The 24,574-nt window shown below is 71.6% G+C and carries 29 protein-coding genes; 14 read left to right on the forward strand and 15 right to left on the reverse strand.

Annotated elements, in window-relative coordinates:
- Position 1: 1 nt before the first annotated feature.
- Together QSK37_RS21565 and QSK37_RS21570 are read right to left on the reverse strand one after the other, a co-directional pair.
- Positions 2–1,033: a zinc-dependent alcohol dehydrogenase family protein gene (locus tag QSK37_RS21565; RefSeq protein WP_285623946.1), complete on the reverse strand. Its 1,032-nt coding sequence runs from the start codon at positions 1,031–1,033 to the stop codon at positions 2–4.
- Positions 1,034–1,070: 37 nt separating this feature from the next.
- Positions 1,071–1,526: an Lrp/AsnC family transcriptional regulator gene (locus tag QSK37_RS21570; RefSeq protein ID WP_285623948.1), complete on the reverse strand. Its 456-nt coding sequence runs from the start codon at positions 1,524–1,526 to the stop codon at positions 1,071–1,073.
- A 93-nt stretch (positions 1,527–1,619) separates the two neighbouring features.
- On the opposite strand from QSK37_RS21570, the gene QSK37_RS21575 reads away from it, so the two are divergent.
- The 4 genes from QSK37_RS21575 to QSK37_RS21590 are packed head-to-tail and all read left to right on the forward strand — an operon-like array spanning position 1,620 to position 4,228.
- Positions 1,620–2,471 carry an LLM class flavin-dependent oxidoreductase gene (locus tag QSK37_RS21575; RefSeq protein ID WP_285623950.1) on the forward strand — a complete coding sequence of 284 codons (852 nt, stop codon included), beginning with the start codon at positions 1,620–1,622 and terminating at the stop codon, positions 2,469–2,471.
- Positions 2,472–2,473: 2 nt separating this feature from the next.
- Positions 2,474–2,896 carry a nucleoside deaminase gene (locus tag QSK37_RS21580; protein ID WP_285623952.1) on the forward strand — a complete coding sequence of 141 codons (423 nt, stop codon included), beginning with the start codon at positions 2,474–2,476 and terminating at the stop codon, positions 2,894–2,896.
- 55 nt (positions 2,897–2,951) lie between these two features.
- On the forward strand, positions 2,952–3,302 hold the full coding sequence (locus QSK37_RS21585) for an ArsR/SmtB family transcription factor (RefSeq protein ID WP_285623955.1): 351 nt from the start codon (positions 2,952–2,954) through the stop codon (positions 3,300–3,302).
- The gene (locus QSK37_RS21590) at positions 3,299–4,228 is read left to right on the forward strand and encodes an SRPBCC family protein (RefSeq protein WP_285623958.1); all 930 of its coding nucleotides are present in this window, start codon (positions 3,299–3,301) and stop codon (positions 4,226–4,228) included. The genes QSK37_RS21585 and QSK37_RS21590 overlap by 4 nt, the downstream gene beginning before the upstream one ends.
- On the opposite strand, the gene QSK37_RS21595 is transcribed toward QSK37_RS21590, so the two are convergent.
- The 5 genes from QSK37_RS21595 to QSK37_RS21615 all read right to left on the reverse strand — a co-directional run bounded on the left by QSK37_RS21595 (position 4,201) and on the right by QSK37_RS21615 (position 8,659).
- Positions 4,201–4,848, reverse strand: a complete 648-nt coding sequence (locus QSK37_RS21595; protein ID WP_285623960.1) for a spermine/spermidine synthase domain-containing protein — start codon at positions 4,846–4,848, stop codon at positions 4,201–4,203. The genes QSK37_RS21590 and QSK37_RS21595 overlap by 28 nt on opposite strands.
- 48 nt (positions 4,849–4,896) lie before the next feature.
- On the reverse strand, positions 4,897–5,196 hold the full coding sequence (locus tag QSK37_RS21600) for a sulfurtransferase TusA family protein (RefSeq protein ID WP_285623961.1): 300 nt from the start codon (positions 5,194–5,196) through the stop codon (positions 4,897–4,899).
- Between the two features lie 124 nt (positions 5,197–5,320).
- Complete coding sequence (locus tag QSK37_RS21605; protein ID WP_285623965.1) at positions 5,321–6,022, reverse strand: GNAT family N-acetyltransferase; 702 nt, start codon at positions 6,020–6,022, stop codon at positions 5,321–5,323.
- Positions 6,023–6,080: 58 nt separating this feature from the next.
- Positions 6,081–7,976, reverse strand: a complete 1,896-nt coding sequence (locus tag QSK37_RS21610) for an intein-containing Rv2578c family radical SAM protein (RefSeq protein WP_285623967.1) — start codon at positions 7,974–7,976, stop codon at positions 6,081–6,083.
- Between the two features lie 119 nt (positions 7,977–8,095).
- Positions 8,096–8,659 (reverse strand): dihydrofolate reductase family protein, encoded by a 564-nt coding sequence (locus QSK37_RS21615; RefSeq protein WP_285623969.1) that lies wholly within the window; start codon positions 8,657–8,659, stop codon positions 8,096–8,098.
- A 116-nt stretch (positions 8,660–8,775) separates the two neighbouring features.
- Here QSK37_RS21615 and QSK37_RS21620 point away from each other — a divergent pair, with 116 nt between their 5' ends.
- A complete protein-coding gene (locus tag QSK37_RS21620) occupies positions 8,776–9,183 on the forward strand; it encodes a DUF6924 domain-containing protein (RefSeq protein ID WP_285623972.1) in 408 nt (135 codons plus the stop codon).
- On the opposite strand, the gene QSK37_RS21625 is transcribed toward QSK37_RS21620, so the two are convergent.
- Positions 9,180–10,262 carry a site-2 protease family protein gene (locus QSK37_RS21625; RefSeq protein ID WP_285623975.1) on the reverse strand — a complete coding sequence of 361 codons (1,083 nt, stop codon included), beginning with the start codon at positions 10,260–10,262 and terminating at the stop codon, positions 9,180–9,182. The genes QSK37_RS21620 and QSK37_RS21625 overlap by 4 nt on opposite strands.
- A 124-nt stretch (positions 10,263–10,386) precedes the next feature.
- Between QSK37_RS21625 and QSK37_RS21630 the strand changes: the two genes are divergently transcribed.
- Entirely contained in the window at positions 10,387–11,937 is a 1,551-nt protein-coding gene (locus tag QSK37_RS21630) for a glycoside hydrolase family 10-like protein (protein WP_285623978.1), read from the forward strand.
- Positions 11,938–12,065: 128 nt separating this feature from the next.
- Positions 12,066–13,493, forward strand: a complete 1,428-nt coding sequence (locus QSK37_RS21635; RefSeq protein ID WP_285623979.1) for an extracellular solute-binding protein — start codon at positions 12,066–12,068, stop codon at positions 13,491–13,493.
- An 11-nt stretch (positions 13,494–13,504) separates the two neighbouring features.
- Here the strand turns inward: QSK37_RS21635 and QSK37_RS21640 are convergent, their stop codons facing one another.
- Positions 13,505–14,218, reverse strand: coding sequence for a zinc-ribbon domain containing protein (locus QSK37_RS21640; protein WP_285623982.1), 714 nt, complete (start codon positions 14,216–14,218; stop codon positions 13,505–13,507).
- Positions 14,219–14,589: 371 nt separating this feature from the next.
- On the opposite strand from QSK37_RS21640, the gene QSK37_RS21645 reads away from it, so the two are divergent.
- The 4 genes from QSK37_RS21645 to QSK37_RS21660 all read left to right on the forward strand — a co-directional run bounded on the left by QSK37_RS21645 (position 14,590) and on the right by QSK37_RS21660 (position 18,064).
- Positions 14,590–15,939, forward strand: a complete 1,350-nt coding sequence (locus tag QSK37_RS21645; protein WP_285623985.1) for an extracellular solute-binding protein — start codon at positions 14,590–14,592, stop codon at positions 15,937–15,939.
- Positions 15,939–16,865 carry a carbohydrate ABC transporter permease gene (locus QSK37_RS21650; protein ID WP_285623989.1) on the forward strand — a complete coding sequence of 309 codons (927 nt, stop codon included), beginning with the start codon at positions 15,939–15,941 and terminating at the stop codon, positions 16,863–16,865. The genes QSK37_RS21645 and QSK37_RS21650 overlap by 1 nt, the downstream gene beginning before the upstream one ends.
- Positions 16,862–17,743: a carbohydrate ABC transporter permease gene (locus QSK37_RS21655; RefSeq protein ID WP_285575904.1), complete on the forward strand. Its 882-nt coding sequence runs from the start codon at positions 16,862–16,864 to the stop codon at positions 17,741–17,743. The genes QSK37_RS21650 and QSK37_RS21655 overlap by 4 nt, the downstream gene beginning before the upstream one ends.
- A gap of 117 nt (positions 17,744–17,860) precedes the next feature.
- Positions 17,861–18,064 carry a DUF3040 domain-containing protein gene (locus tag QSK37_RS21660; protein ID WP_285575903.1) on the forward strand — a complete coding sequence of 68 codons (204 nt, stop codon included), beginning with the start codon at positions 17,861–17,863 and terminating at the stop codon, positions 18,062–18,064.
- 242 nt (positions 18,065–18,306) lie between these two features.
- Here QSK37_RS21660 and QSK37_RS21665 read toward each other — a convergent pair whose 3' ends face one another.
- From QSK37_RS21665 to QSK37_RS21685, 5 genes are all read right to left on the reverse strand, one after another.
- Positions 18,307–18,900: a DUF1707 SHOCT-like domain-containing protein gene (locus tag QSK37_RS21665; RefSeq protein WP_285623992.1), complete on the reverse strand. Its 594-nt coding sequence runs from the start codon at positions 18,898–18,900 to the stop codon at positions 18,307–18,309.
- A 401-nt stretch (positions 18,901–19,301) separates the two neighbouring features.
- On the reverse strand, positions 19,302–19,730 hold the full coding sequence (locus QSK37_RS21670; protein WP_285623993.1) for an SHOCT-like domain-containing protein: 429 nt from the start codon (positions 19,728–19,730) through the stop codon (positions 19,302–19,304).
- Between the two features lie 20 nt (positions 19,731–19,750).
- Positions 19,751–20,011 (reverse strand): hypothetical protein, encoded by a 261-nt coding sequence (locus QSK37_RS21675; protein WP_285623996.1) that lies wholly within the window; start codon positions 20,009–20,011, stop codon positions 19,751–19,753.
- Positions 20,011–20,370, reverse strand: coding sequence for a DUF2089 domain-containing protein (locus tag QSK37_RS21680; RefSeq protein ID WP_285623998.1), 360 nt, complete (start codon positions 20,368–20,370; stop codon positions 20,011–20,013). The genes QSK37_RS21675 and QSK37_RS21680 overlap by 1 nt, the downstream gene beginning before the upstream one ends.
- Positions 20,371–20,538: 168 nt before the next feature.
- Positions 20,539–20,964: a dTMP kinase gene (locus QSK37_RS21685; protein ID WP_285624001.1), complete on the reverse strand. Its 426-nt coding sequence runs from the start codon at positions 20,962–20,964 to the stop codon at positions 20,539–20,541.
- A 239-nt stretch (positions 20,965–21,203) separates the two neighbouring features.
- On the opposite strand from QSK37_RS21685, the gene QSK37_RS21690 reads away from it, so the two are divergent.
- From QSK37_RS21690 to QSK37_RS21700, 3 genes are all read left to right on the forward strand, one after another.
- A complete protein-coding gene (locus QSK37_RS21690) occupies positions 21,204–21,671 on the forward strand; it encodes a hypothetical protein (RefSeq protein WP_285624004.1) in 468 nt (155 codons plus the stop codon).
- 169 nt (positions 21,672–21,840) lie between these two features.
- The gene (locus QSK37_RS21695) at positions 21,841–22,497 is read left to right on the forward strand and encodes an alpha-ketoglutarate-dependent dioxygenase AlkB family protein (RefSeq protein WP_285624007.1); all 657 of its coding nucleotides are present in this window, start codon (positions 21,841–21,843) and stop codon (positions 22,495–22,497) included.
- A 103-nt stretch (positions 22,498–22,600) separates the two neighbouring features.
- Positions 22,601–23,761, forward strand: a complete 1,161-nt coding sequence (locus QSK37_RS21700) for an acyltransferase family protein (protein ID WP_285624010.1) — start codon at positions 22,601–22,603, stop codon at positions 23,759–23,761.
- A gap of 36 nt (positions 23,762–23,797) precedes the next feature.
- Here QSK37_RS21700 and QSK37_RS21705 read toward each other — a convergent pair whose 3' ends face one another.
- Entirely contained in the window at positions 23,798–24,553 is a 756-nt protein-coding gene (locus QSK37_RS21705) for a nuclease-related domain-containing protein (protein ID WP_285624013.1), read from the reverse strand.
- Between the last annotated feature and the right edge of the window lie 21 nt (positions 24,554–24,574).

Raw genomic sequence — 24,574 nt, forward strand, 5'->3', positions numbered from 1 at the left:
CCTAAGGCTCGATCATCGTGACGCCGGTGGGCGAGGTGGTTCCCATGGCCGCCAGCGCCTGCGGCGTCCCGGCCAGGCCGATCGTGGTGGTGATCAGGCGGTCCGGGCGCAGCGTGCCCGCGGCGACCAGGTCCAGCATCGGCCCGTACGCGTGGGCGGGCATGCCGTGGCTGCCCAGCACGCTGAGCTCGTAGGCGATGACCCGCTCCATCGGAAGCGCCGCCGGGCCCGCCTGCGGCGGCAACAGGCCCACCTGGACGTGCCGTCCGCGGCGGCGCAGGCACGCGATCGAGTTCGCGCAGGTCCGCGGGTCGCCGAGCGCGTCCAGGGACACGTGCGCGCCGCCGCCGGTGACCTCCGCGATCGCCTCGGGTACGCCGTCCGGGCCCTGGAGGCACGTCCCGGCGCCGAACGCGTGGGCCAGGTCCAGCGCGGCGGGGGAGACGTCGACGGCGACGACCCGCGCACCGGCCGCGGCCGCGATCATCACCGCGGACAGGCCGACACCGCCGCAGCCGTGCACCGCCACCCACTGTCCCGGCGCGACCCGCCCGTGCGTGGTGAGCGCACGGTAGGCGGTCGCGAACCGGCAGCCGAGGCCGGCCGCCGCCGCGAAACCGAGCCCCTCGGGCAGGCCGACCAGGTTCACGTCGGCGTTCTCGATGGCGACGTACTCGGCGAAGGAGCCCCAGTGGGTGAACCCGGGCTGGGTCTGCCGCTCGCACACCTGCTGTTCGCCGGCGGCGCACGCCGGGCAGCGCCCGCACGCGCACACGAACGGCACCGTCACCCGGTCCCCGGCCCGCCACCCGGTGACCCGCGGCCCGGCCGCCTCGACCACCCCGGCCAACTCGTGCCCGGGAACGTGGGGGAGCGCGATGGCCGGGTCGTGACCCATCCACCCGTGCCAGTCGCTGCGGCACAGCCCGGTCGCGGCGACCCTGATCACCACCCCGTCCGGCGACGGCGCGGGATCGGCCACCTCGCGCAGGTCCGGCATCCGCCCGAACTCCTCGAACACCACCGCTCGCACCCGGTCACCGTACCGCCGGCCGGGCGCGCGGCGGGCCTCAGGTCCGCGAGGTCGCTCGCGGGCCGCGGAAGGGCAGGGTCTGGCGGTAGACGATGTTGGTGGTGGTGCTGCCGAAGTCGGTCAGCTCGCCGACGATCTTCTCCAGGTGGGTCATGGAGGCCGCGGCGACCTTCAGCGTGTAACAGTCATCGCCGGTGGTGCGCAGGCACTCCAGGATCTCGGCGCGCTCCTCCAGCAGCCGGTGCAGCGGCTCGTGCCGGTTGCCCGGATACTTCAGGCGGACGACGGCGAGCACCGGGTAGCCGACCTTCTCCAGGTCCACCTCGGCTCGGTAGCCGGTGATGACACCGGCGGCCTCCAGTCTCCGGACCCGCTCGGTCGTCGCGGAGGCGCTGAGGCTGACCCGCCGGGCCAGCTCGGTGAGGGGGACGCGGCCCTCGCGCTGCAGCTCCCCCAGGATCGCCCAGTCCGTCGCGTCAAGATCCTCGGCCATGTCGTGAATATACCGTCAGATCAACGGCTGACCGCGGTCAACGCCGGTGATGATCCCTTCCGTCGGCGGTGATCGCCTGGATAGCGTGAAATGGTGAAAATCGGCGTGAACGTCCCGAACTTCGGGCCCGGTACCGACCCCGGCGTGCTGCGCGACTGGGCGCGCACGGTCGAGGGGCTCGGCTTCGACCTGCTGATGGTCTCCGACCACGTGGTGGTGACGCCCGACGTTGCCGAGCAGTACCCGGCACCGTTCTATGAGCCGTTCACCACGCTGTCGTGGCTGGCCGGCGTGACCGAACGGATCCGGCTCGGCACCACCGTGGTCATCGTCCCGTACCGGCATCCCCTGCTGCTGGCCCGCATGACCGCGAACCTGAACGACCTCAGCGGCGGCCGTCTCGTCCTGGGCGTGGGCGTCGGCTGGGCCCGGCAGGAGTTCGCGGCGCTCGGCGTGCCATACGGCGAACGCGGCCGGATCACCGACGAGCACCTGCGCGCGGTACGGGCCGCCTGGGCCGACACGGCCGACTACCGCGCGGGGTCGATCCCGCTGTGGGTCGGCGGCAACAGCGACGCGGGCATCCGCCGGGCCGTACGCTTCGGCGACGCCTGGCACCCGCTGCGGATCACCCTGCCGTGGCTGCGGCAGGCCCGCGAACGCCTCACCGCCACCGCGCGCGACCAGGGACGGCCCGTGCCCGCGCTGACGCCCCGCATCGCCCTGCGGCTCACCGCCGAACCCCTCACCGGCCCGGACCGGCTCGCCGGCCACGGCACCCTCGAACAGGTCACCGCGGACCTGGACGAACTGCGCCGCCTCGGCGCCGAGACCGTCGTGCTCGACCCGTTCCACGGCGACCCGGCCGAGACCCGCCGCCCGCAGGAGGCCTGGCGGGCGCTCGCGACCGTCGCCGCCTCCCTCACCACCGACCGATCGGAGTGACCATGCCATCCCACCCTCACGACCTGTTGCGCCGGGCCATCGCCCTGGCCGCCGAGGCGCGCGCGGCCGGCGACCCGCCGTTCGGGTCGCTGCTGGCCGGCCCGGACGGCGCGGTCCTCGCCGAGGAGCGCAACACGACCGTCACCGGCGCCGACATCAGCGCCCACCCGGAGCTGAAACTGGCCCGGTGGGCGGCGCGTGAGCTGGACCCCGCGACCGCGGCGGCCACCACGATGTACACCAGCTGCCAGCCGTGCCAGATGTGCACCGGGGCGATCGCACGCTCCGGCCTGGGCCGCGTGGTGTACGCGCTGTCGGACGAGCAGCTCGCCGGCCTCAAGCCGGGAGGCGGATGGCCCGACGTGCCGCAGGAGGGCCCGGCGCTGTACGAGGAGGCGCGCGTTCCCGTCGAGGGCTACTACTGAGCCTGCCCGGCTATATACCTTGACTGGCATATAGCCAGTTGGGTATGTTCCCTGCGTGCCCACACCATTCGATGTGCTAGCCGAGCCGACGCGGCGGCGGATCCTCGACCTGCTGCTGGAACGTCCCCGCCCCGTCGCGGAGCTGACCCAGGCGCTCGGCCTCACCCAGCCCGGCACCTCCAAGCACCTGCGGGTGCTGCGCGAGGCCGGGCTGGTGCGCGTCCGCGCCGAGGCGCAGCGCCGCTGGTACGAGCTGCGGCCCGAACCGCTCGCCGAGATCGACGCGTGGCTGCGGCCGTACCGGCGGCTGTGGGAACGCTCGCTGGACGCCCTCGAACGACACCTGGACGCCATGCCCGACGACGAGCCGGGCGGCGCGTCCGCGCAGACGGGAGACGACTCATGAACGCGACCCTGCACACCACCGACGGACGCAGCGTCCTGCGGTTCGAACGCCGCCTCGCGCACCCGGTGGAGAAGGTTTGGCGCGCGGTCACCGACCCGGCCGAGATGGCGCACTGGTTCCCCGCCATCGTCGAGATGGATCCGCGCCCCGGCGGCCGGATCCGCTACACCTACCCGGCCGGCGAGGCGGCGCCCGACGAAGGGCGGATCATCGAACTGGACCCGCCCCGGGTGTTCGCCCTCACCTGGAACGGCGACGCGCTGCGCATGGAGCTGACACCCGACGGCACCGGCACCCGGCTGGTCTTCACCCACACCTTCACCGACCGGCCCATGGCCGGCAGCTTCGCCACCGGCTGGGAGACCTGCCTCGGCGCGCTGGACAAGACCCTCGCCGGACCCGTCGAAGGCTCCCTCATCGCGCCCGAACGCTACGCCGAACGCCACGACGCCTACGTCGCGCGGTTCGGCCTGGGGGAGGGCACCCTGCGCGCCGGCGACGGCACGATCCGGTTCGAACGGCTGCTGCCCCATCCGGTCGAGCAGGTCTGGCCGGCGCTGACGCGTACCGAGAACGGGGAACCGGCCGTCGGCGGGCCGCCGCCGCTGCCCGCCACCAACGCCTACGTCCCCGCCGGCGACCTCACCGCCGTCCGCGACGAACAGCTGCTGGAGTACGCCTGGCTCCGCGACGGCGCACCGGCCGGGCGGGTGCGCTGGGAACTGACCGGCGGGCACCCGGCCGGCACCCGGGTCGTGCTCACCCAGACCGGCCCCGCCGACGAGCCCGCCACCACGCTGGCCGCCTGGCACACCCACCTGGAGGTGCTCGCCGACCACCTGCGCGGCGTCACCCACTGCCCCTGGCCCAAGGAGCGCACCGAGGAACTGGCCGCGCGCTACGCCGGGCGGGCCGAGGCCAGGTAGACCACGTCGGGTTCGCCGCGGGGCACCGGCACCGCGTGGGCGGCGACGTCGGCGAACCGCTCGCGCAGCAGCGCCTCGAACACCGGCGCGGCGCCGGCGCTCCAGACCGCCAGCACCCCGCCCGGCCGCAGCCGCCCGGCCAGCAGCGCGAGACCCTCCGGCCCGTACAGGGCGGCGTTGCCCTCGGTGACCGTCCAGTCCGGCCCGTTGTCGATGTCCAGGCACACCGCGTCGAAGGCGGCCTTGCTCGTGCGCAGCCACGCCGCCAGGTCGGCGCGTTCGACGCGCACGAGCGGGTCGGACAGGGCGCCGCCGGAGAAGGGCCGCAGGTGCGTCTCGTGCCAGCCGATGACCGCCGGCTCGCGTTCGATGACCGTCACCGACCGCGCGTACGGGGAACGCAGCGCCTCGGCGAGGGTGAAGCCCACACCCAGCCCGCCGATCAGGACGTCCGCGGGCCGCGCCAGGCGTTCGAGCGGCGCGCGGACCAGCAGGCGCTCGGACTCACCGGCGCGAGTGTCCATGAGGAACACGCCGTTGCTGATGATCTCCAGATGCCGGCCGTCGCCGCGCAGCACCAGCTCGCCGTTCTCCCCGTCCCGGCGCTCGTAGACCTCCACGCGGCCTCACCCTACCGAGTCGGAGCGCTCCTGAAAGCGGGCGCCGGGTCAGGTCCGGGGCCGCCACGGCGAGTCCGGCTGGGTCGGGCGCGGGGCGACGGCCACGCGCAGCCCGTACGTGGGGGTGTCGCCGTACGGCGGCGGCACGGGACCCAGATAGACATGGCCGGTCATGTGACACCAGGCGGCCAGGTCCAGCGGTGCGGCCGGATCGGCGGCGATGAGGTGGACGATCGTCCCGGCGGGCAGTACGGCCAGCCGTCCGCGCAGCTCCAGCAGGAGCCGCACGCAGGCGCGGTCGCCACCGTCGATCACTACCGGGGTGGAGCCGGTATCGGTGTCGGTCATGACGTCCCCTCGGGTGGTTCATCGGCTGCGGACGGTGGTGACACCGGCCGGGACGATGATCAAAGAGCGTACGCCACCGGCCACGGCGGCGGCCGGAACCTGGTTTCGGCGCGGGCGCGCCCGGTCACGGTGTGCGGAAGCCCCGGAAGGTCACGGGCTCGCGGGTCGTGAAGCCGAGCCGCTCGTAGAGGGTGATCGCGCCGGTGTTCGTCTCGGCCACGTGCAGGAAGGGACGTTCGCCACGCGCCAGGACCCGTGCGACGAGCGCGCCGACGAGGCGGGCGGCGTGGCCTCGCCCCCGTGCCTCCGGAGCCGTGCAGACGGCGCTGATCTCGGTCCAGCCCGGCGGCCGGAGACGTTCGCCCGCCATCGCGACCAACGTGCCGTTGTCGCGGACGCCGAGGTAGGTGCCGAGTTCGTGGGTGCGCGACCAGAACGGCCCCGGGCGGGTCCGCCCGGCCAGGTCGAGCATCTCGGGCACGCTGTCCGCGCCCAGTTCGACGACACCGGTGACGGGCTCGGCCCACGGGTGATCGGGCCGGCCGTCGCCGGGCCAGATCATCTGCCGGCCTTCGAGGACGAAGACCGGCTCCCAGTCCGGCGGCGGTGTCGCCGGGCAGCTGAACATGTCGGCGAACCCGCCCGGGCCCAGCAGCCGGGACAGGTCGGCCCACTCCGCCGGACCGGGGTCGGCGGGCACCGCGCAGAAGGTCGCGACTCCCGGCAGGTAGGTCGCGGCCCGGCCGAACCGGCGGGCGAGGCGCGCGTGGTGACCGCGAAGCGATTCGCCCACCGGATCCTCGAGCGCGGCTTCACGATTCACCATCGACGTGCGGCACCTCCCGTATCGCGCGGAACCATCAGCATCGGGTACGGGCCCGGCGTCACAGGAGCGGCAGCTGCTCGGCGACCGGCCCCGGGGCGGCCGGCGGAGGAGACGGGGCGGACAGGCGGCGGGGGTTGCGGCGGCCTCCGATGCCGTACTTTTCGGCCAGTTCGGCGACCTTGGCGGAGATGCGCCGCTGGTAGTCCTTGGGGACGTACGCGCCGCGCCCGTACAGCCGCTCGTACGGGGCGACCAGCTCGGGACGGCACTCGCGCAGCCACCGCATGAACCACTCGCGCGCGCCCGGGCGCAGGTGCAGCGCGATCGCCGACACCGAGGACGCGCCCGCCTCGGCGATGCGGCGGACCGCCGCGTCCAGCTGCCGGGGCGTGTCGGTCAGGTACGGCAGGATCGGGCCCATCAGCACGCCGCAGCCGATGCCGTGCTCGACGAGCGTGGCGCACACCTCCAGGCGTTTGAGCGGGCTCGGCGTGCCCGGCTCGATCAGCCGCCACAGCTCCTTGTCGACGAAACCCACCGACACGGCCGCGCCCACCTCGGTGCGCTCGGCGGCCTCCTCCAGCAGCGGCAGGTCGCGCAGGATCAACGACCCCTTGGTCAGGATCGAGAAGGGGTTGGCGTGGTCGCGCAGCGCCTCGATGATGCCCGGCATCAGCCGGTAGCGGCCCTCGGCCCGCTGGTAGCAGTCGACATTGGTGCCCATCGCGATGTGCTCACCGGCCCACCGGGGCGCGGCCAGTTCCCGGCGGACGAGCTCGGGCGCGTTGACCTTCACCACGATCTGGGAGTCGAAGTCCTGACCGGTGTCGAAGTCCAGGTAGCGGTGGGTGCCCCGGGCGAAGCAGTTGTGCGAGACGACGCCGTTCGCGATGAAGTCGCCCGTCCCCGTGGTGATGTCGTACATCGGCACGTCGATGCCGATCGCTTCGACGGACGCGACGCCCAGCTCGGCACTGCTCTTGAGCGCGACGCCTTCGATGTCCCGCTTCCGGGTGATCGCGGGGTCGGTCAGATGGAAGAACCTCAGATGTTCGGCGAGGCCACCCGGCAGCCGGACAACGCCCAGCGACCGCCGGTGCGGTCGCTCGACGGTGTGGTCGAATCCGAGACGTTCCAGGCTGCTCGTGATCGCATGGCTGGTGTCCGGGTCGCGGTGGGGGATGCGCAGGACACCGCCTGAGCAGCTTCCCTCGGCGTCGAAGATGCCGGCGAGGAAGCCCTTCCGCCATTCGTCCGTCGTAATGTCGGGCCAGGCGATCAGACGCTCGGCGGGGACACCGAGATCCTCCAGGAAGAACCGCGCGCGACGCAGGGCCTCATGGCCAGGAGAAGATGCGCATGACCCGAGATTCACGCCGCCGCGCAGCAATCCGCACAGATAGCCGAACCGGTAGTCCGCCTCATTCTTCGGAGGAGCGGCGAACCCGCCCGTCCCCACCAACCTGCTGTCGAGCTTCAGGTGCGGGCGCTGGTCGGTGCCGGTGACGTACCTCCATCCGAGGTCGCTCAGGAAACGGTGATCGCCACTGGCGATCAGCTCGGTTCCGTCCTTCAAGCGGATGCGATATGCGGGCTTGACCGTTTTCCAGTGCGCCAGCACCTCCGTCACGACATAGCGACGAGAGGAGCCCTTGACCTCCGTGCCGTAGATGGCGTCGCCGACGCGCAGGTCCCGAATCGGCTTGGTGCGCCCATCCGCCATGAGGATCGGCGTTTCGCCATATAGGCAATAAATACATGCATGACTGCAGCCCCGGTAGGGGTTGATCGTCCAGGTGAACGGCACCCGTGAGGCGCCGGGCACCTTGTTGATGATCGACTTGGCGCGGATCTCGTGGAAGGTGATCCCGCGGAACTCCGGCGTGTCGACCGTCACCGGCCGGCCGAACAGGCCCGGCTCCTGGCCGTCGAGTGACAAAGCGTCCCAGCGCATCCGCCCATGGTAGAACATACGTTCGAGGTGAATCCGCTGGGGTGCGTCGAACTTTGTGGCGAGGTCCGAGGTCGACCCTCGGATCGGCCCGAAGCCCGGGCCGGTCCGAGGTCGGGTACTCAGCGCCTGGTCTCGTACCTGGTCAGGAGCACGCCGTCGGGAAACGTCCGGGTCTCCACCAGGGTCAGGTTCACCCAGTTGTCCAGCGCCGTGAAGAACGGCGTGCCGCCGCCCACCAGGACCGGTGCGGTGACCAGCACGTACTCGTCGATCAGCCCGGCCCGCATGGCCGCCGCGGCGAGGGTGGCGCCGCCGATGTCCATGGGGCCGCCGTCCTCGGCCCTGAGCCGGGTGATCTCGGTGACCGCGTCGCCGGTGACCAGGCGGGTGTTCCAGTCGACCGTGCTGGTCCTCGAGGAGAACACCACCTTCGGCATGTCCCGCCAGCGGCGGGCGTACTCGATCTCCGCCGGTGTGGCGCCCGGCCGCTGGTCGGCGGTCGGCCAATGGGAGCTCATCGTCTCCCACAGCCTGCGCCCGTACAGCGCCAGGCCCGTCGCCCCCACCCGGTCGGACCACCACTGGAACAGCTCGTCGCTCGGCACGCTCCAGCCGAGATCGTCGCCGGGCGCGGCGATGTAGCCGTCCAGGCTCAGGTTCATGCCAAAGGTCAGTCTCCGCATGGCGTCAGCCTCCCGTAAGTCGGTACTCGGCCTACAAGACCAGCACGGTGCGGAAAAATCATCGGTACGGGGGCGCCCCGGTGTGTCCCCACAGCCGGAGACCGAGAGGACCGCCGATGACCGTTCCGTTGCCCAGGACGCAATACACGCCGCTGGTGCGCACCGGCTTCGCCGATCCGGCCGCGTGGGAAGCCCTGCGCACGGTGGTCGAGACGCCGAACGAGTACGAGTTCCTCGCTCACGTCGACTACATCGACGACCCGGCCTACCGCGACCTGCCGCCGGAGCGGATCCTCGAGCTGACCCCGGACGGGCATCCGATCGTGATCGTCGCCGACGACACCGCCCTCGGCTCGCCTGAGATGCCGCTGCTGGTCATCGACCTGCGCGCCGAGCGCGGGCGGGCGGTCCGGGTGATCGCCGAGAGACTGTGGAGCATCGAGAACAACCTGTCGATCTCCAACATGGACTTCGCCGAGTTCGCCGGCGCCGCCGGCGAGGACGGGATCTTCCGCGGCTTCTAGGAGGCCGGCAGGCGTTCGAGCGCGCGCGTCAGGTCGCGGGGCGTGACGATGCCGACGAGGCGCTCGCCGTCGAAGACCAGCAGGCGTTCGCGGGCGAGGCGGGGCAGCAGTTCGGCCAGCGAGGTCTGCGCCGCGGTGCGCCCGGCCTCCTCCACGACCGCGCCGACCGGCGCGGACGGGTCCTGCTCGCCGATCCGCTCGGCGGTCACGATGCCGCGGACGACACCCTCGTCCACCAGCGGGTAGGCGGTGTGACGGTGGCGGGGCAGCATCTCCCGCGAGAACTCCGCCGCCGTCATCGAGCCCGAAACCGTGAAGGGGTCCGGCGTCATGATCCGGCCGATCGTGATGCCCTCCAGGCGGGCGATCACGCGGGCCTGGCCCGCCTCCATCCCGGCCGCGGCGATCAGGAACCAGCCGATGACGATGAGCCACAGCCCGCTGAAGGTCCACAGCGACACGTAGAACCCGGCCACCATCGCGGCCCAGCCGAACCCGCGGCCGGTCTGGGCGGCGTGCAGGGTCGCCTTCGTACGGTCGCCGGACAGCCGCCACAGCAGGGCGTGCACGAGCCGCCCGCCGTCCAGCGGCGCCGCCGGGATCACGTTGAACAGGGCCAGCACCACGTTGATCGCCGCCAGCCAGGCCAGGCATCCGGCGACCAGGCCCTCCACGCCCGCCAGCAGCAGGACCGCGGACCCGGCGGCCAGCACCACGCCCAGCAGTAGACTCACCAGAGGTCCGGCCCCCGCGATCCGCAGTTCGGCGCCCGGGCTGTCCGGTTCGCCCTCGAACCGCGCCACCCCGCCCAGCAGCCACAAGGTGATGCCGTCGACGGTCAGCCCGTTGCGGCGCGCCACGACGGCGTGCGCGAGTTCGTGCGCGAGCAGCGACGCCATGAACGCCGCGGCGGTGACCAGCCCGCCGAGGACGTACACGACCGGGTGCAGGCCCTTGTAGGACTGGGGCAGGCGGTCGGCGGCCAGGCCATACGCCAGAAGAGTGAAGACGACGAGGACGGTCCAGTTGACGCCGACGCGCACGCCGACGATCCGGCCCAGCCGGAAGGTGTCGTTCATCCGCCGCCGCCTCATGAGAGTGCCCTTGCTGAACCGATACCCGGATGCGGGCCCGGACTCTCCGGCAGAATGCCATCCCATGGGCGGATCTCGGGGGCGGCACGGCAGGTGGAGATCGCGGCGGGTGAGCGCGGCGGCGGGCGCGGCGCTGCTCATCGCGGCCGGATCGGCGGCTTGTGGCGGGGGCCACGACGAGCCGCGGGCCTCGGCGGCGGGCGCGCCGGCGGCCGAATGCGGCCAGACCACCGCCGCGCGCGCCGGAGCGCGCCAGACCCGCGCGATGTGGATCGCGACCGTCAACAACGGCGACTGGCCGAGCCGGCCCGGGCTGCCGGTCGCCAAACAGCAGGCCGAATACCGCCACCTGCTGGACGTGGCCGAGAAGCTGAACTTCAACACCGTCTACGTCCAGGTACGCCCGGCCGCCGACGCGTTCTACGCCTCCCACTACGAGCCGTGGTCGCGGTTCCTCTCCGGAAAGCCGGGCGCCGACCCCGGATACGACCCGCTGCGGTTCCTCATCACCGAGGCGCACAAGCGCGGCCTGCAGCTGCACGCCTGGTTCAACCCCTACCGGGCCGCCACGCAGGCCGACCCCGGCAAGCTCGCGGCGAACAGCCAGACGCGGCTGCACCCGGACTGGGTGCACCGCTACGGCGGCGCGCTGTGGTTCGACCCGGGGCTGCCGCAGGTCCGTGACCTGGCCGTACGGGTCGTCCTGGACGTGGTGCAGCACTACGACGTCGACGGCGTGCACTTGGACGACTACTTCTACCCCTATCCGATCGCGGGCAAGGCCTTCCCCGACGCCGCGACGTTCAAGAAGTACGGCGCCGGCTACAAGAACCTCGGCGACTGGCGGCGGCACAACGTCGACGCCCTCATCCAGGACCTGCACACGCGCATCCACCAGACGAAGGGCTGGGTGCAGTTCGGTGTCAGCCCGTTCGGGGTGTGGCGCAACAAGTCCCGCGACAAGGCCGGTTCGGCCACCGCCGCGCTGCAGAGCTACGACGACATCTACGCCGACAGCCGCACGTGGGTGCGCAAGGGCTGGGTCGACTACATCGCCCCGCAGCTGTACTGGCCGGTCGGGTTCAAGGCCGCCGACTACCGCACGCTCGTCGCGTGGTGGGCCAAGCAGGTCGCCGGCACCCACGTCCAGCTCGTCATCGGCCAGGCCGCCTACCAGGTCGGGCAGCCCGGCACGTGGAAGGATCCCGCCGAGCTGTCCCGCCACGTCGCGATCGACGCGGGCTACCCGCAGGTCGGCGGTGAGGCGTTCTTCAGCGCGCACGACCTGGCCCAGGACCGCCACGGCTTCGCCACCCGGCTGCTGCGCGACCACTACTCCCGCCCGGCGCTGGCCCCGGTCGCCGGTCCCGGCGCGCCGCCCGCGGCCCCGGCCGAGCTGACGGCCAAGAACGGCCGGCTGACCTGGAAGGGCACCGGCGCCGCCGCGTACGCGGTGTACCGCGCCCCGGCCAAGAGCCCGGCGTGCATCGCGCCGGACGGCCGGTTCCTGCTGAAGGTCGTCGACGGCGACGCGCACACGACCTCCGACAAGACGGCCAAACCCGGCCACACCTACACCTACTACGTCACCGCGCTGGACAGCCGCCGCCACGAGTCGGCGACGACCCGCGGTGTCCAGGCGGCCGCGGCACACGACTGAACCCCGGCGCTTCCACGCGTACGGCCCGGACCTCGCCGGTCCCGGCGCGGCGACAACCCTGTGGATCTCGGCGGCGGATTTGCTGCACACTGATGGCAAACCGCCATCCGCGCCGATGAAGGACAGCCATGGAGCTCGCGCCACCCCTTCCGGCGTACTACCGGCTCAAGCGCCGGCTGCTGGCCGACATCGAGGCCGGTCACTACGGCACGGACGGGCGGCTGCCCACCGAACACGAGCTGTGCGCCGCCTACGGCCTGTCCCGTACGCCGGTGACGCGGGCGCTGTCGGAACTGGCCGCCGAGGGCGTCGTCGTACGGCACCGCCGCCGCGGCACCTTCGTCGACCCCGGCTGGATGGCCCGCCTGCACGCCGCGCCGAAGATCTCGGTGATGGCCACCCACGGCAGCTGGGAGGGGCAGTTAAGAGAGGCGGCAGGCAACGACCTGCGGCTGGAGTTCACCACGGCGCCGCTGTGGGAGACACGGGCGATGTTCCGGCGCGCGATCGCCGAGGGCCGCGGCCCCGACTTCGCCATCGTCGACTCGGTGTGGGTCGCCGAGTTCGCCGAGTCGCACATGCTCACCCCCATCGCCGAGCTGGACGCCGACTGGGCGGCCGAGCACGACGCCGACTTCCTGCCGCCCTTCGTCGACGCGTACCGGTTCGAGGGGCAGGGCCTGGTCGCGGTGCACGCGCCGGCCGACGTGGCCGGGCTGTGGTACGACCGCGCGGCCCTCGGCGGGGCGGCGCCGCCGCAGACCTGGCGTGAGCTGCGCGCGCTGGCCCGCGCCCTGGCCGCCGACGCGCCCCGCGGCGAGCACGCCCTGGTCATGCCGGGCGGTGCCGCGGCGGGGGAGACCACCACGTACGCGCTGGTGGCGCTGCTGGTGGCCAACGGCGCGACCGTGTTCACGCCCGAGGCGGTGACGCTGGACAGCCCGGCGACGGTCGCGACGCTGCGGTTCCTGCGCCGGCTCGCCGACGACGGCGCGCTGCCCGCCGAGGTCGTCACCTACGACATGGACCGGGCCGCGCAGATGCTCGCCGCCGGTCGCGCCCGCATGATCATCGGGGCGAGCTACCAGGCCGAGAGGCTGGCCGCTGAGACCGGCACGCCGCTGGCCGCGGTCGCCGGGCGGTTCGGGTTCGCGCCGCTGCCGGCCGGCCCGCACGGCCCGCCGGGGATCCTGTGCGGCGGCATGGTGTACTGCGTCCCCCGCCAGGCCCGCCACCCGGAGCTGGCGATGCGGCTGCTGCGCGCCGCGACCGCGCCCAAGTGGCTGGCGCAGGTGTGCGCCGAGACCGGTCAGCTCCCGCCCCGCCGCAGCGTCCTGGACGCCCTGGCCCCGGTCTCCCCGTTCCACGCCGAGACCGCCGCGCTGCTCGAGCACGCCGTCGTACGGCCCTCCGCGCCGACGTACGCGCTGGTGTCGGCGCAGTTGCAGACGATGCTCGAAGGCGTGCTCACCCGCCGCTGGAGCCCGGCCGCCGCGGTCAGCCTGACCGCCGACCGGATCAGCGCCATCACCGGCCGCCCGATCGTCCGCGGCTGACCGCTCCGGCGTCACTGGTCCTGCGCCGGGCGTGGCTCGGCGAGCCGGCGACGGGCGTGTTCGAGTGGTTCGCGCAGGCTCCGGGTCCGGCGTGTGCGCGCCAGGCGGACGAATCGTCGGTAGCAGTCCGCCGCCCGCTCGGTGCGGCCGGCGGCGTCGTGGCACATCGCCTCCCAGAAGTGCGCGGTGACCGCACCCGGGTCGAGCCGCGCGGCCTTGCGCGCCGCAGCGATTCCGCGCGCCGGGTCGCCCGTGCCCGTTCTGAGGGTGTGCTCGGCCGTCGCGGCCGCGAACTCCAGCAGCGCCCGGACGTCGTCGGGGTGCGCGCGGAGGTCGTCCGCCGCGTGGGCGAGCCGCTGCCCGAGCGCGCGGGCCGCCCGGCGTTCCCGGCGGCACTCGGGGCACGACGCGGGCGGCCCGCCCGCCACGGACAGTCCCAGGACCTCGTACCAGTGCCGCTGCCGCTCCGCGGGCCAGACGAACGCCGTGCCGCATGCGCGGCAGCGGAGTTCCCGGTCGACGTAGAAGTACCGCGGCGGCCGGCAGTGCGGGCAGAATCCCCGCTGCCGTGAGGGGTCGCCGCGTACGGCCCCGGAGGGCAGGTCGGGCTGGAACGTCAGGTCGTAGCCGGCCGGGGCGTGGGGGATCGGCCCGTAGAGCGGGTGGTCCTCCCACCGCACGCCATCACGCCCGCCGGCGCCGCGCTCCTTCGGGTTCGGTGTCACGTCGCGGCCCTTTCCGGCATCGGTGCTCTCTCAGCCGGCGTGAAGGATCCGGAGGCGATCGGGTTCCACCGGATCCCGATCAACGACCTGGACCGGCGTCCAGGCCCATTGCCAGACGCTGACGCCCGGCGTGTGGGAGAACCGGAACGAGAGCGCCGATCCGCACCGCTGATCCGTCGGGTCCGCTCCGCGCCATACTCCCCGCCTCAACTCGCCGTCGTGCGTGATTATGACGTGCGTCGGTGGCCACGCGCGGCGGCGATGTAACCAACCAGTAAGGTGTCTGTCACCTCTTCTGTCAGGCCTTGACGCCACACGCCCGTCCTTCCACATTTGCCACAACACAATGGCAATTCGCGGAGGTGCTGCGCATGCGGCGGCAATGGGCTCTCGTGATGACGGCGGTGACGGTCGCGGCGGGGTTGAGCGCCTGCGGCGACAGCGGATCCTCGGACGGTAAGACGATCAAGGTCGCCTACCAGAAGTTCGGCAACTTCATCGGCGCCGACGAGCTGTTCAAGAAGATCAAACCGGTCTTCGAGCAGCAGAACCCCGGTGTCAAGCTCAAGCTCATCCCGATCGAGGCCGACGAGAACTCCTACTACACCAAGCTCGGCCTGATGCGACGCTCCAAGTCCACCGCGCCCGACGTCGCCTACGAGGACACCTTCTTCGTCAACTCCGACGCCCAGGCCCGGTTCCTCATGCCGCTCGACGACAAGCTCGCCTCCTGGCCGGACTGGAGCCAGTTCGTCGCCGCGTCCAAGGCCGCCGGCAAGGCCGGTGACGGTCACACCTACGGCGTCCCGATGGGCACCGACACCCGCGGCCTGTGGTTCAACAAGAAGATCTTCGCCAAGGCGGGCCTGCCCGCCGACTGGCAGCCCAAGAACTGGAACGACCTGCTCACCGCGGCACGCCAGATCAAGGCCAAGGTCCCCGGCGTCATCCCGCTCAACGTCTACGCCGGCAAGGGCGTCGGTGAGGCCTCCTCCATGCAGGGCTTCGAGATGCTGCTGTACGGCACCGCCGACAAGCTGTACGACGACCAGACCAAGAAGTGGGTCGCGCCCAGCCGCGGCATGAACGACGCGATGAACTTCCTCAAGACCGTCTACTCCGAAAAGCTCGGCCCGACCCAGCAGCAGGCGCTGGACCCGCACTGGAGCGACAACGTCGCCGCACAGGAACTCCCGCAGGGCAAGCTCGCCATCGCCCTGGACGGCTCCTGGCTGCCGCAGGGCTGGATCCCCGGCGGCGTCTCCGCCTGGCCCGACTGGTCCAAGACCCTCGGCACCGCGCCCATGCCCACCCAGAACGGCCAGGCGCCCGGCAAGGTCAGCCTCTCCGGCGGCTGGCTGCTGTCGGTCGGCGCGAACACCAAGAACCCCGACGCGGCGTGGAAGCTGGTCCAGCTCGCCATGAACAAGGAGAACTCCCTGTTCTTCTACATCAAGGGGACCCAGGTCTCGGTCCGCAACGACGTGACCAGCGACCCGGAGTACGTCAAGGGCAACCCGACCCAGCAGTTCTGGACCAGCCTGGTCCAGTACACCCAGTACCGCCCCGCCTACAGCGTCTACCCCCAGATCTCCAACCAGCTCCAGGCCGCCACCGAGGCCGTCGTCACCGGCCAGTCCGCACCCGACAAGGCGGTCAATGACCTGGCCGGCCAGATCAAACAGCTCGCCGGACCGGACAAGGTCGAAGGGACCTCCTGATGGTCGCGGTGGACCTGCCCGAGTCCACCCGGCCCGCCGCCCGCCGCTCGCCCGCCGCGCGCGGGCGGCGGGCCGCCGGCCGGATCCTGCCGCTGGTTCCCGCGTTCGCGCTGATCGCCCTGTTCTTCCTCGGCCCGATCCTGTGGTGCGTCTACGCCTCCTTCACCGACGTCGCCCTCACCGGCGCCACCGCCAGCACCCCGCACCTGATCGGCCTGCGCAACTACCGGCGGATGTTCGCCGACCCGGCGTTCGGCCAGTCGCTGTGGCTGACCGTCGTGTTCGTGGTCGGCTCGGCCGTCATCGGGCAGAACGTCGGCGGCATGGCGCTGGCGCTGCTGATGAAGTCACGCCACCGGATCGCCCGCGCCGTCGTCGGCGCGATCGTGGTCGGCGCGTGGGTGATGCCCGAGCTGGTCGCCGGGTTCGTCTGGTACGCGTTCCTGGCCGACGACGGCACCCTCAACGCGATCCTGCGCGCGGTGGGCCTGCACGGAAAGAGCTGGCTGTACGTCATGCCGCTGCTGTCGGTGATCATCGCCAACGTCTGGCGCGGCACGGCCTTCTCCATGCTCGTCTACTCCGCCGCGCTGTCGAACGTGCCCGAGGACCTGCTGGAGGCCGCCGCCGTGGACGGCGCCTCGGCGTACCGGCGGCTGCGGCACATCACCCTGCCGCTGATGCGCCGCGCCGTCATGACCAACCTGATGACGATCACACTGCAGACGCTGGCGGTGTTCACACTGATCTTCGTGATGACCGGCGGCGGGCCCGGCACCAAGACCCAGACCCTGCCGATCTACATGTACCAGAGCGCGTTCAAGTTCTACCAGCTCGGCTACGGCGCCGCGCTGGCGATCGTGCTGCTCGCCGTCGGCGGCGTGTTCTCGGTCATCTACCTGCGGATGATGCGGGAGGAAATATGACCACGGCCGTGAGCGCGACCCCGCGCACCTCCCGGCCCCCGCGCCTGTCCACGACCGGACCGCGCCGCCGGGCCGCCGCCGCCGTGGCGTACCTGGTGCTGGCGCTGGTCGCGATCGCGTTCCTGCTGCCGTTCGGGTGGCTGTTCCTGGCCTCGGTCTCCGACCAGGCGTCGCTGAAGGCCGACGTTCCGCACCAGCTGACACTGCGCAACTTCGCCGACGTCCTCACCGGCGACAACCTGCACGCGCTCGCCAACAGCCTGGTGCTGTCGCTCGGCGCGGCCGTGCTCACCCTCGTGCTCGCCGCGCCGGCCGCCTACCCGCTCTCGCGCTACACCCGCCGGTTCGGCCGGCCGATCCTGCTCGGCCTGCTGTTCGCCACCGGCCTGCCCATCACCGCGATCCTCGTGCCGGTGTACGGGCTGTTCGTCCAGCTCGAACTGCTCGACTCCATCCCGGCCACCACCTTGTTCCTCACCGCGACCGGGCTGCCGATGGCGATCTGGATGATGAAGAACTTCATGGACGAGGTGCCGATCGCGCTGGAGGAGGCGGCCTGGGTCGACGGCGCCTCGGGGTTCCGTGCCCTGCTGCGGATCGTGCTGCCGCTCATGCTGCCCGGCACCACCGTGGTGTTCACCTTCACGTTCGCGTTGACGTGGGGGAACTTCTTCGTGCCGTTCATCCTGCTCGTCGACCCCGCCAAACAGCCCGCCTCGGTCGCCATCTACCAGTACTTCGGCCTGCACGGCACGGCCTCCTACGGCCTGCTCGCCGCGTTCTCCATCCTGTACTCCCTGCCCGTCGTCGTGCTGTACACCTTGGTCCAGCGGGTGCTGGGGAACGCCTTCGCCCTGTCCGGCGGTGTCAAGGGGTGAGGCGACCGGTTCGCGCCGAAGAAGAACGAACGGTAATCGGACTCCTTCCTCAAGGTTTCCCCCCGGAGGTAAAGGGGGGATGATTCGAGGAAATGTAAGACCCCCTGGAGGTGCGGCATGGCGCTCTCGATGGAGGAGGAGCGGATCCTCACAGAGATCGCATCTCAACTCGGCCAGGAAGACCCGGCGCTGGCGGGCCGCCTGGCGAACTTCGGGCGCCTGCGCAGGCGTCGGCGTATTCGCGCCATCGCGGCGATCGTGATCGCGGTGCTCGTGATCGCCGCACTGGTCGGAGCGGCGTTCGTGACGCTTCCCACCTGACAAACATGAACCGCCCCCGCCGGATCTGGATCCGGCGGGGGCGGCACGTCTGGGCCGGTGTGGTGGTCGCCTCGCGGCGAAGGCACAACGCGGCTCCTGCTCCGGCCGAGACCGGACGGTATTCCGCGAAGGCGATAGGTGCGGCCCGGGGACACATGCCACACCGGCACCACCAATGTAACCCCTTCCCACCGGTGGATATTCCATCGCCGCGCCTGCGGCCCCGGCCGGCACCCGCCGTGTCACCGGCGCGGCGCCTGCCAGCGGGTGTCGAGCCGGCCGTGCCGCATCCGGCCCACCACGCGGACGTACAGCGTCTCCGGCGTGTCGCCGCCCGCGGTCCTGCTGATCGCGAGCGCGCTGTGCCGTACCGACAGCTCGTTGGCGTCCATCACCATGCCCGGCGCGAGGACCAGCTCCACGTTGCCGCCGCGCACCTGCAGCTCGATGACCAGCTCGGGCGCGCTGCGCACCGCGCTGGTCAGGTCCAGCATCACGTCGCACCACGCGGTGCGCAGGACCAGCCGGCGCGGCAGCGTCCACCGGCCGTCGCGGCGCACCGAGCCGTGCTTCTCACGGATGGTGAGCAGTTCGGCGGCCGGCGTCCCGGCGAGCGGCGGAGGGAGTGCGCCGCCGCCCGGCACCGCGATCAGATCGGTGATGAGCGGGGTCAGCGCGTCGACGGTACGGGCGGCCAGCGCCGCGTCCAGCCGCTCGTCGAACTCGACCGGGTCGAGCCGGCCGTCGGTGACGGCGGCGTGCAGCAGTTGGATGATCTGGTCGCGGTCCGTGTCGGACGCGCGCAGCGCGGGGGAACTGGGCGGATCTGCCGGCATCCGGCCTCCTCGGCGGTGAGGTGATCGTTGACTGTTCGGCTAGCCGGCGACGATTCTGCGGCGGTAGGCGGCCATCGGACCGGCTGCTGTGCGAACAGGTCGCGGATCGTGTCGACGATGGATGTCACGGGTCGGTTGTCGGCGAAGCCGCGCACCGGCGCGGGCATGGTGTCGGTGGGGACGAACGCCGAGCTGATGAACGGCAGGAAGAGGAGCGGGTAGGAGAAGGCGCCCGCGCCGTCCGGGGTCTTGGCGGTGAGGCCGGCGACGACGGCGAGCCAGGTCAGGGCCAGGGTGAAAACGACGGTGACGTGGCGCATGGCTCGGCCCGTCAACAGGGCGGTGTCGCCGGAGAAACGCAGGGTCATCGTGATTCCTCGGTGGTCCGTGCCGCGGCGGTGTCACTCGCAGAACACCTGCACCTTGGTGTCGGGCTCGTCGACGTCGACGATGACGTCGCCGAGCTGATCGATGAGCTCTTCGAGGTGTTGCGGCTTGAGTTCGGTGAGGTCGATCGGCACCCCGGACCTGTCCAGCTCCGCGTTGACCCTGGCGAGCGCCGGCGGAGGGATGAGGCTCGTGAGCCGGACCCCGGCGCGCAGCAGCTGGAGCGGGACCCGGATGTTGATCCGGGTCGGCTCGGCGCCGGGGTGGTCCGCCGCGTTCACCACCACGCGCAGGTACTTGGGCCGGCGGCGTGGGTGGGACTCGGACGCCGGCGGCGACTCGGGCCGTGCCCGTTCGAGGGCGTCGATCAGCCGTTCGGCCTCATCCGCGGTGATCTTGCCCTCGGCCAGCATCTGCAGGATCTGGCGGCGCTGCTCGTTCATCGCTGTTTCTTTCCTCTGACTCATCTGACGCTTACCAGCACGGCCGTCCGGCCCTGCTCGATCTCGATCCGAGTGCCGGGCAGCGCCCACAGCAGCCGCCCGGTGCCGCGCAGCGCGCCCGTCGGGCTCACCCGGAAGACGAGGCATGCGACCAGTCCGGCCAGCACGCCGAGCAGCAGCAGCGGTGAAAGCACCAGGAGTATCGGCACGACAGGGACGTACAGCCGCAGCGACCGGCCGTTGCGACGGCGATGACGGACCGTCACCAGCTGCGGGATCATCAGGATTTCTCCAGCTCGGCCAGCGCCTCCTGGACGCTGATCTCCCCCCGCCGCAGGCGGTCGACGACGTCGGCGCCGGTGGGCTCCGGGTCGACGTCGACGAAGTCGAGGTGCTCGGCGATCCGGTTCAGGCGGGACTTGATGGTCGGGTAGCTCACCCCGAAGATCCGCCCCATCTCCTTGATCGAACCGTGCGACCGCAGGAACGCGGCGACGAACACCTGGTCGTCGACACTGAGCTGAGCCAGCTGCGGCGGCTCGAACCGGCCCTCGACCACGACGCCGCTGTCGGCCAGCCGGACCCGCTCGACCACGAACGGCCGCCCGTGCGTCAGGTCCGTCAGTTCCTGCCAGTCCACTCTCGGCCCCCTCACCCTCGGCGACATGCCTGCGGTTCATTTGTACCTTGATTTTCTTAAGCTCTCAACGCGTTGAACATAATTTTATTGATGTTGATCTTGAAGATCATATACCTCCAGCTCAGTGTCGCTCGCGTCACCACGTCCTTCGGCGGCGCGTCCCGGCGGTCATGCCGGCGGCCCAGACGCTGAGACCGATGCGAACACCGACCACACCCGCTCGTGGACCTCCTCAAGGGGCCGGTCCGCGGGCATGTGGACGTAGCCGGTGGCCGCGTCCAGCGCCAGGTAGGCGTCCCGCAGCGAGACGAGGTACTCGAGAGACTCCTCGTCATGGCCGCGGCGCAGGATCCGTTCCCAGGCGATCCGCGGGTCGAGGTCCAGCCAGACCGTCACCGTCGGGCGCGCCAGGTACAGGTCGGCGAGGACCTGGAGCAACCTCGCCGGATCCGGGGTTCGCGAGACCGCGTCGACGGCCAGGTGGCAGTCCGCGTAGCGGTCAGAGACCCAGACGGCGCCTCGGTCGACGGCCTCCTGCCGCGACCGGGCGATCCAGCCCGCAGCGACGTCGGCGAGAGCGACTCGCTCGGCCACCGAGTGCCGCTCGACGTCGACACCCGCTGCGTCCCACCGTGACCCGGCCTCCCGCCGTCCGGAAACGTGGACACGCCAGCGACCTGCGGCGATACCGTCCAGAAAGTCGCCACCGGCCGTTCCGATCTTCCTCGCGGGCCGCCCTGCACGGTCGTGGACATCACTCTCCGTATTTGCTTGTATTCAAATCGTCACCATCGAGGTCAAGTCTCGGGCACAACGGACTAAAGGAGATATCAATGTCCAAACTTCGCAGCTCACTCTGCGTCACGGCCGTGGCCGCCGGATTGGCCTTCGCGGGCGCGGCGGCCGCCGGTACCGCCCAGGCGATCACGGCCACGCCCACCAACCGGCACGGCACGCACCAGCGGGCTGACGCGATCTTCCGGCCCACGGTCACGCTGTACCGCAACGAGGCGCTGACCTCGGGCAACGGCCGGGCCATCCTGCGGTTGCAGGAGGACGGCAACTTCGTGCTCTACAAGGACGGCAGGCCGGTCTGGCAGGCGCCGAACGCCTGGGGCAACGGCGTCTCCGCGGTCTTCCAGGAGGACGGCAACTTCGTGGTCTACGCCAGCGGCGGCAGGCCGGTCTGGGCGTCGAACACCTGGCACAGGGGCGCCTACCTCGCGGTGCAGGACGACGGCAACGTCGTCATCTACAACAGCAACAGGCAGCCGGTCTGGGCCACCAACACCGGAGACTGACCGCTTCGCCGTCACAGGTGACCCGGGCGCCCTTCCGTGGGCGACCCGGGTCCGCTTGTTCCTGAGAGGCCGAATTCCCGGGGCGCGTGCCGTCCGGCCATCACGTACCGTGGCGTGCGGAAGCCGGCACGGGCCGACAGAGGAGCCGGCATAGGAGGAGGTCAGGGGCGTGACGGCGCTGATCCCGCGGCCGCGGGCGGAGGTGGCGCCCGGGGCGGTGCACGTCCCGGGCTGGCTGACCGCCGACGAACAGCGGCGGCTGCTCGACGCCTGCCGCGAGTGGGCCCGTTCCCCGGCGGGGATGCGACAGACCCGCCTGCCGGGCGGCGGCGTGATGTCGGTGCGCACCGTCTGCCTCGGCTGGCACTGGGTGCCCTACCGCTACCAGCGCACGGCCGACGACGGCGCCCCGGTCAAGCCGTTCCCCGCCTGGCTCGCCGACCTCGGCCGGCGCGCCGTCGCCACCGCGTACGGTCACGACGGCGGTTACCGGCCCGACATCGCGCTGGTCAACTTCTACGACGCCGAGGCCCGCATGGGCCAGCACCAGGACAAGGACGAACGCAGCCTCGCGCCGGTCGTCTCGCTCAGCATCGGCGACACGTGCGTGTTCCGTTTCGGCAACACCCGCGACCGGGGGCGGCCCTGGAGCGACGTCCAGTTGGAGTCCGGTGACCTGTTCGTGTTCGGCGGCGAGTCCCGGCTGGCCTACCACGGCGTGCCCAAGACCCTGCCCGGCACGGCCCCGCCCTTCCTGGGGCTGCGCGGCCGCCTCAACCTGACCCTGCGCGAGTCGGGCCTGGGCCCGGACGGCGGTGCGGTGTGAGCGCGCCGTGGTTCGCCGGCCCGCCCCGCCGCGTTGAGGTGGTGTTCAGGATCTTCGTGTTGACTGACCCGGTCACCCGTTGTCGAGCGCAGGGTTCTCCGTTTTGACCACCGTCGCCTCGGTCAGCACCACCCCGCCCGCACGCTCGCGTGCGGCCGTCCGTGACCCCTACTTCGACAACGCCAAGTTCCTCGCGGTCGTGCTCGTGGTGATCGGCCACGCCTGGGAACCGCTGCGGGCCGCGAACGTCGGCGGCCGGGTGCTCGAGGCGGCCCAGACATTCGTCTACGCCTTCCACCTGCCGGTCTTCATCGTCATGTGCGGATACTTCTCCCGCGGGTTCACCGCCGGACGCGACCGCACGCGCAAGCTCGTCGCCGCGATCGTCGTCCCGTATGTGATCTTCAGCGTGGCGTATCCGCTGTGGGCCGGCCTGCTCGCGGGCAACCACGTCGGCTGGGACCCGCTCGAACCGTACTACCTGACCTGGTTCATGCCCGCGCTGTTGCTGTGGCGGCTGTCGACCCCGCTGTGGCAGCAACTCCGCTACCCCATCACGGCCGCCCTGGTGATCTCGATGCTCGCGGGCTTCATCACGCTGCCGAGCATGCTCAACGCCGCGCAGGTGCTGTCGTTCCTGCCGTTCTTCGTGGTCGGGCTCACCCTGCGGCCGCACCACTTCGCGTTCCTGCGGCGCCGTACGATGCGCGTCGCCGGTGCGGTGCTGCTGGTGCTCGGCGGGGTGGCCGCCTACGCCGCGGCGCTGACCGTGGACCCCGAATGGGTGCACTGGCGGCGCAGCTTCGGCCAGCTCGGCGTCGGCGCGCCCGCGGGCGTGGGGTTCCGGCTGCTCGCGCTGGCCTCGGCGGTCGCGCTGACGGTGGGTTTTCTCGCCGTCGTGCCGGGCCGCCGCACGTGGTTCACCCGCTTCGGGTCCGCCAGCATGTACGTCTACCTGCTGCACGGCTTCGTCACCCTGTTCCTGTCCTACCAGGGCTGGTACTACCGGGTCTCCGGAGCGGAGCTCGTGCTGGTGACCGTCGGCTGCGGGGCCCTGGCCGTGGCGCTGGCCAGCGGCACCGTACGCGGGGTGTTCCGGTGGGCGGTCGAGCCCCGGCTGGACTGGCTCTTCCATCCCCGCGTGCCCGCACCGGCCGGAGCCGTACGGCGGCCGGCCGGCACGGACCACGCCGGCCCCGCCAGGTCGCGGGACCGGGCGCAGGCCCTGCCGCCGGAACGACAGGGCGGCGCATCACCTCGGTGACCGGCCCCGGATCGGCCACCGCGGGACGTACGGGCGTCAGCGTACGAACAGGGCCTGCCGGCTGATCGGCAGCGTGCTCGCGGCCTCGTAGATCTCGGTGATCTGCTCGGGGGTGTAGCGGACGCGCCGGTTCCGCAGCCATCGAGGCAGGCGGTGCGCGCGCAGCAACGTGACGCCCTCGGCGCTGACCAGGCCGCGCTGCAGATCGCCGCCGTAGACGACCTTCACCGGCTCGACGGGAACCTCGCGGCCGAGCCGTTCGCGCAGCATTTCGGCCGCCTCCTCGGCGGTTTCGCGCAATTCCGTGGCGACCTTGGCTCCGGACCGCTCATCGATATACAGCTTCCCGCGGTATTCGGCCAATTGCGTGTCCGGCGGCACCGCCTCGTTCTGGATGAGCATGACGCCGGTGCCGCCGACGACCAGATGGTCGATCTGCCCGCGACCGGGGATGTTCCGGCCGTGCAGCACGTGGAAGCCACGCCATTCGACGAGCGTCCGCAGGATCCGTGCCGTGCGGCGCTCGCCGCGCATCCCCTTGCGCCACACGCTGGAGGACGCGCGTTCCCGCCAGTGCCACAAGGTGTCCGCGGCCGCGACCACGAGCGCGGCCAGCAGTCCCCAGGGCAGGGAGAACAGCCAGGTGCCGACAATGAGGCCCGCGGCGGCCATGCCACCGCGGATCTGCAGGCGCCGGCGCCGGCCCTGCGCCCACAACTGCTCGTTGATGGACTGTGGTGACCCGCCGACCCACGCGGGGTTGTCCGGAACATAGATCGACCTGCCGAACATTTTTGCCGCCCCTTTCCGCGA

This window comes from Actinoallomurus iriomotensis (assembly GCF_030269445.1).
In the GTDB taxonomy this organism is placed as follows: Bacteria; Actinomycetota; Actinomycetes; order Streptosporangiales; family Streptosporangiaceae; genus Actinoallomurus; species Actinoallomurus iriomotensis.

Coding starts and splice junctions, on each gene's coding strand:
- QSK37_RS21570 (WP_285623948.1), bottom strand. CDS start 1,526: ATGGCCGAGGATCTTGACGCGACGGACTGGGCGATCCTGGGGGAGCTG.
- QSK37_RS21580 (WP_285623952.1), top strand. CDS start 2,474: ATGCCATCCCACCCTCACGACCTGTTGCGCCGGGCCATCGCCCTGGCC.
- QSK37_RS21590 (WP_285623958.1), top strand. CDS start 3,299: ATGAACGCGACCCTGCACACCACCGACGGACGCAGCGTCCTGCGGTTC.
- QSK37_RS21600 (WP_285623961.1), bottom strand. CDS start 5,196: ATGACCGACACCGATACCGGCTCCACCCCGGTAGTGATCGACGGTGGC.
- QSK37_RS21605 (WP_285623965.1), bottom strand. CDS start 6,022: ATGGTGAATCGTGAAGCCGCGCTCGAGGATCCGGTGGGCGAATCGCTT.
- QSK37_RS21610 (WP_285623967.1), bottom strand. CDS start 7,976: ATGCGCTGGGACGCTTTGTCACTCGACGGCCAGGAGCCGGGCCTGTTC.
- QSK37_RS21615 (WP_285623969.1), bottom strand. CDS start 8,659: ATGCGGAGACTGACCTTTGGCATGAACCTGAGCCTGGACGGCTACATC.
- QSK37_RS21620 (WP_285623972.1), top strand. CDS start 8,776: ATGACCGTTCCGTTGCCCAGGACGCAATACACGCCGCTGGTGCGCACC.
- QSK37_RS21625 (WP_285623975.1), bottom strand. CDS start 10,262: ATGAACGACACCTTCCGGCTGGGCCGGATCGTCGGCGTGCGCGTCGGC.
- QSK37_RS21635 (WP_285623979.1), top strand. CDS start 12,066: ATGGAGCTCGCGCCACCCCTTCCGGCGTACTACCGGCTCAAGCGCCGG.
- QSK37_RS21645 (WP_285623985.1), top strand. CDS start 14,590: ATGCGGCGGCAATGGGCTCTCGTGATGACGGCGGTGACGGTCGCGGCG.
- QSK37_RS21650 (WP_285623989.1), top strand. CDS start 15,939: ATGGTCGCGGTGGACCTGCCCGAGTCCACCCGGCCCGCCGCCCGCCGC.
- QSK37_RS21655 (WP_285575904.1), top strand. CDS start 16,862: ATGACCACGGCCGTGAGCGCGACCCCGCGCACCTCCCGGCCCCCGCGC.
- QSK37_RS21660 (WP_285575903.1), top strand. CDS start 17,861: ATGGCGCTCTCGATGGAGGAGGAGCGGATCCTCACAGAGATCGCATCT.
- QSK37_RS21665 (WP_285623992.1), bottom strand. CDS start 18,900: ATGCCGGCAGATCCGCCCAGTTCCCCCGCGCTGCGCGCGTCCGACACG.
- QSK37_RS21670 (WP_285623993.1), bottom strand. CDS start 19,730: ATGAACGAGCAGCGCCGCCAGATCCTGCAGATGCTGGCCGAGGGCAAG.
- QSK37_RS21675 (WP_285623996.1), bottom strand. CDS start 20,011: ATGATCCCGCAGCTGGTGACGGTCCGTCATCGCCGTCGCAACGGCCGG.
- QSK37_RS21690 (WP_285624004.1), top strand. CDS start 21,204: ATGTCCAAACTTCGCAGCTCACTCTGCGTCACGGCCGTGGCCGCCGGA.
- QSK37_RS21705 (WP_285624013.1), bottom strand. CDS start 24,553: ATGTTCGGCAGGTCGATCTATGTTCCGGACAACCCCGCGTGGGTCGGC.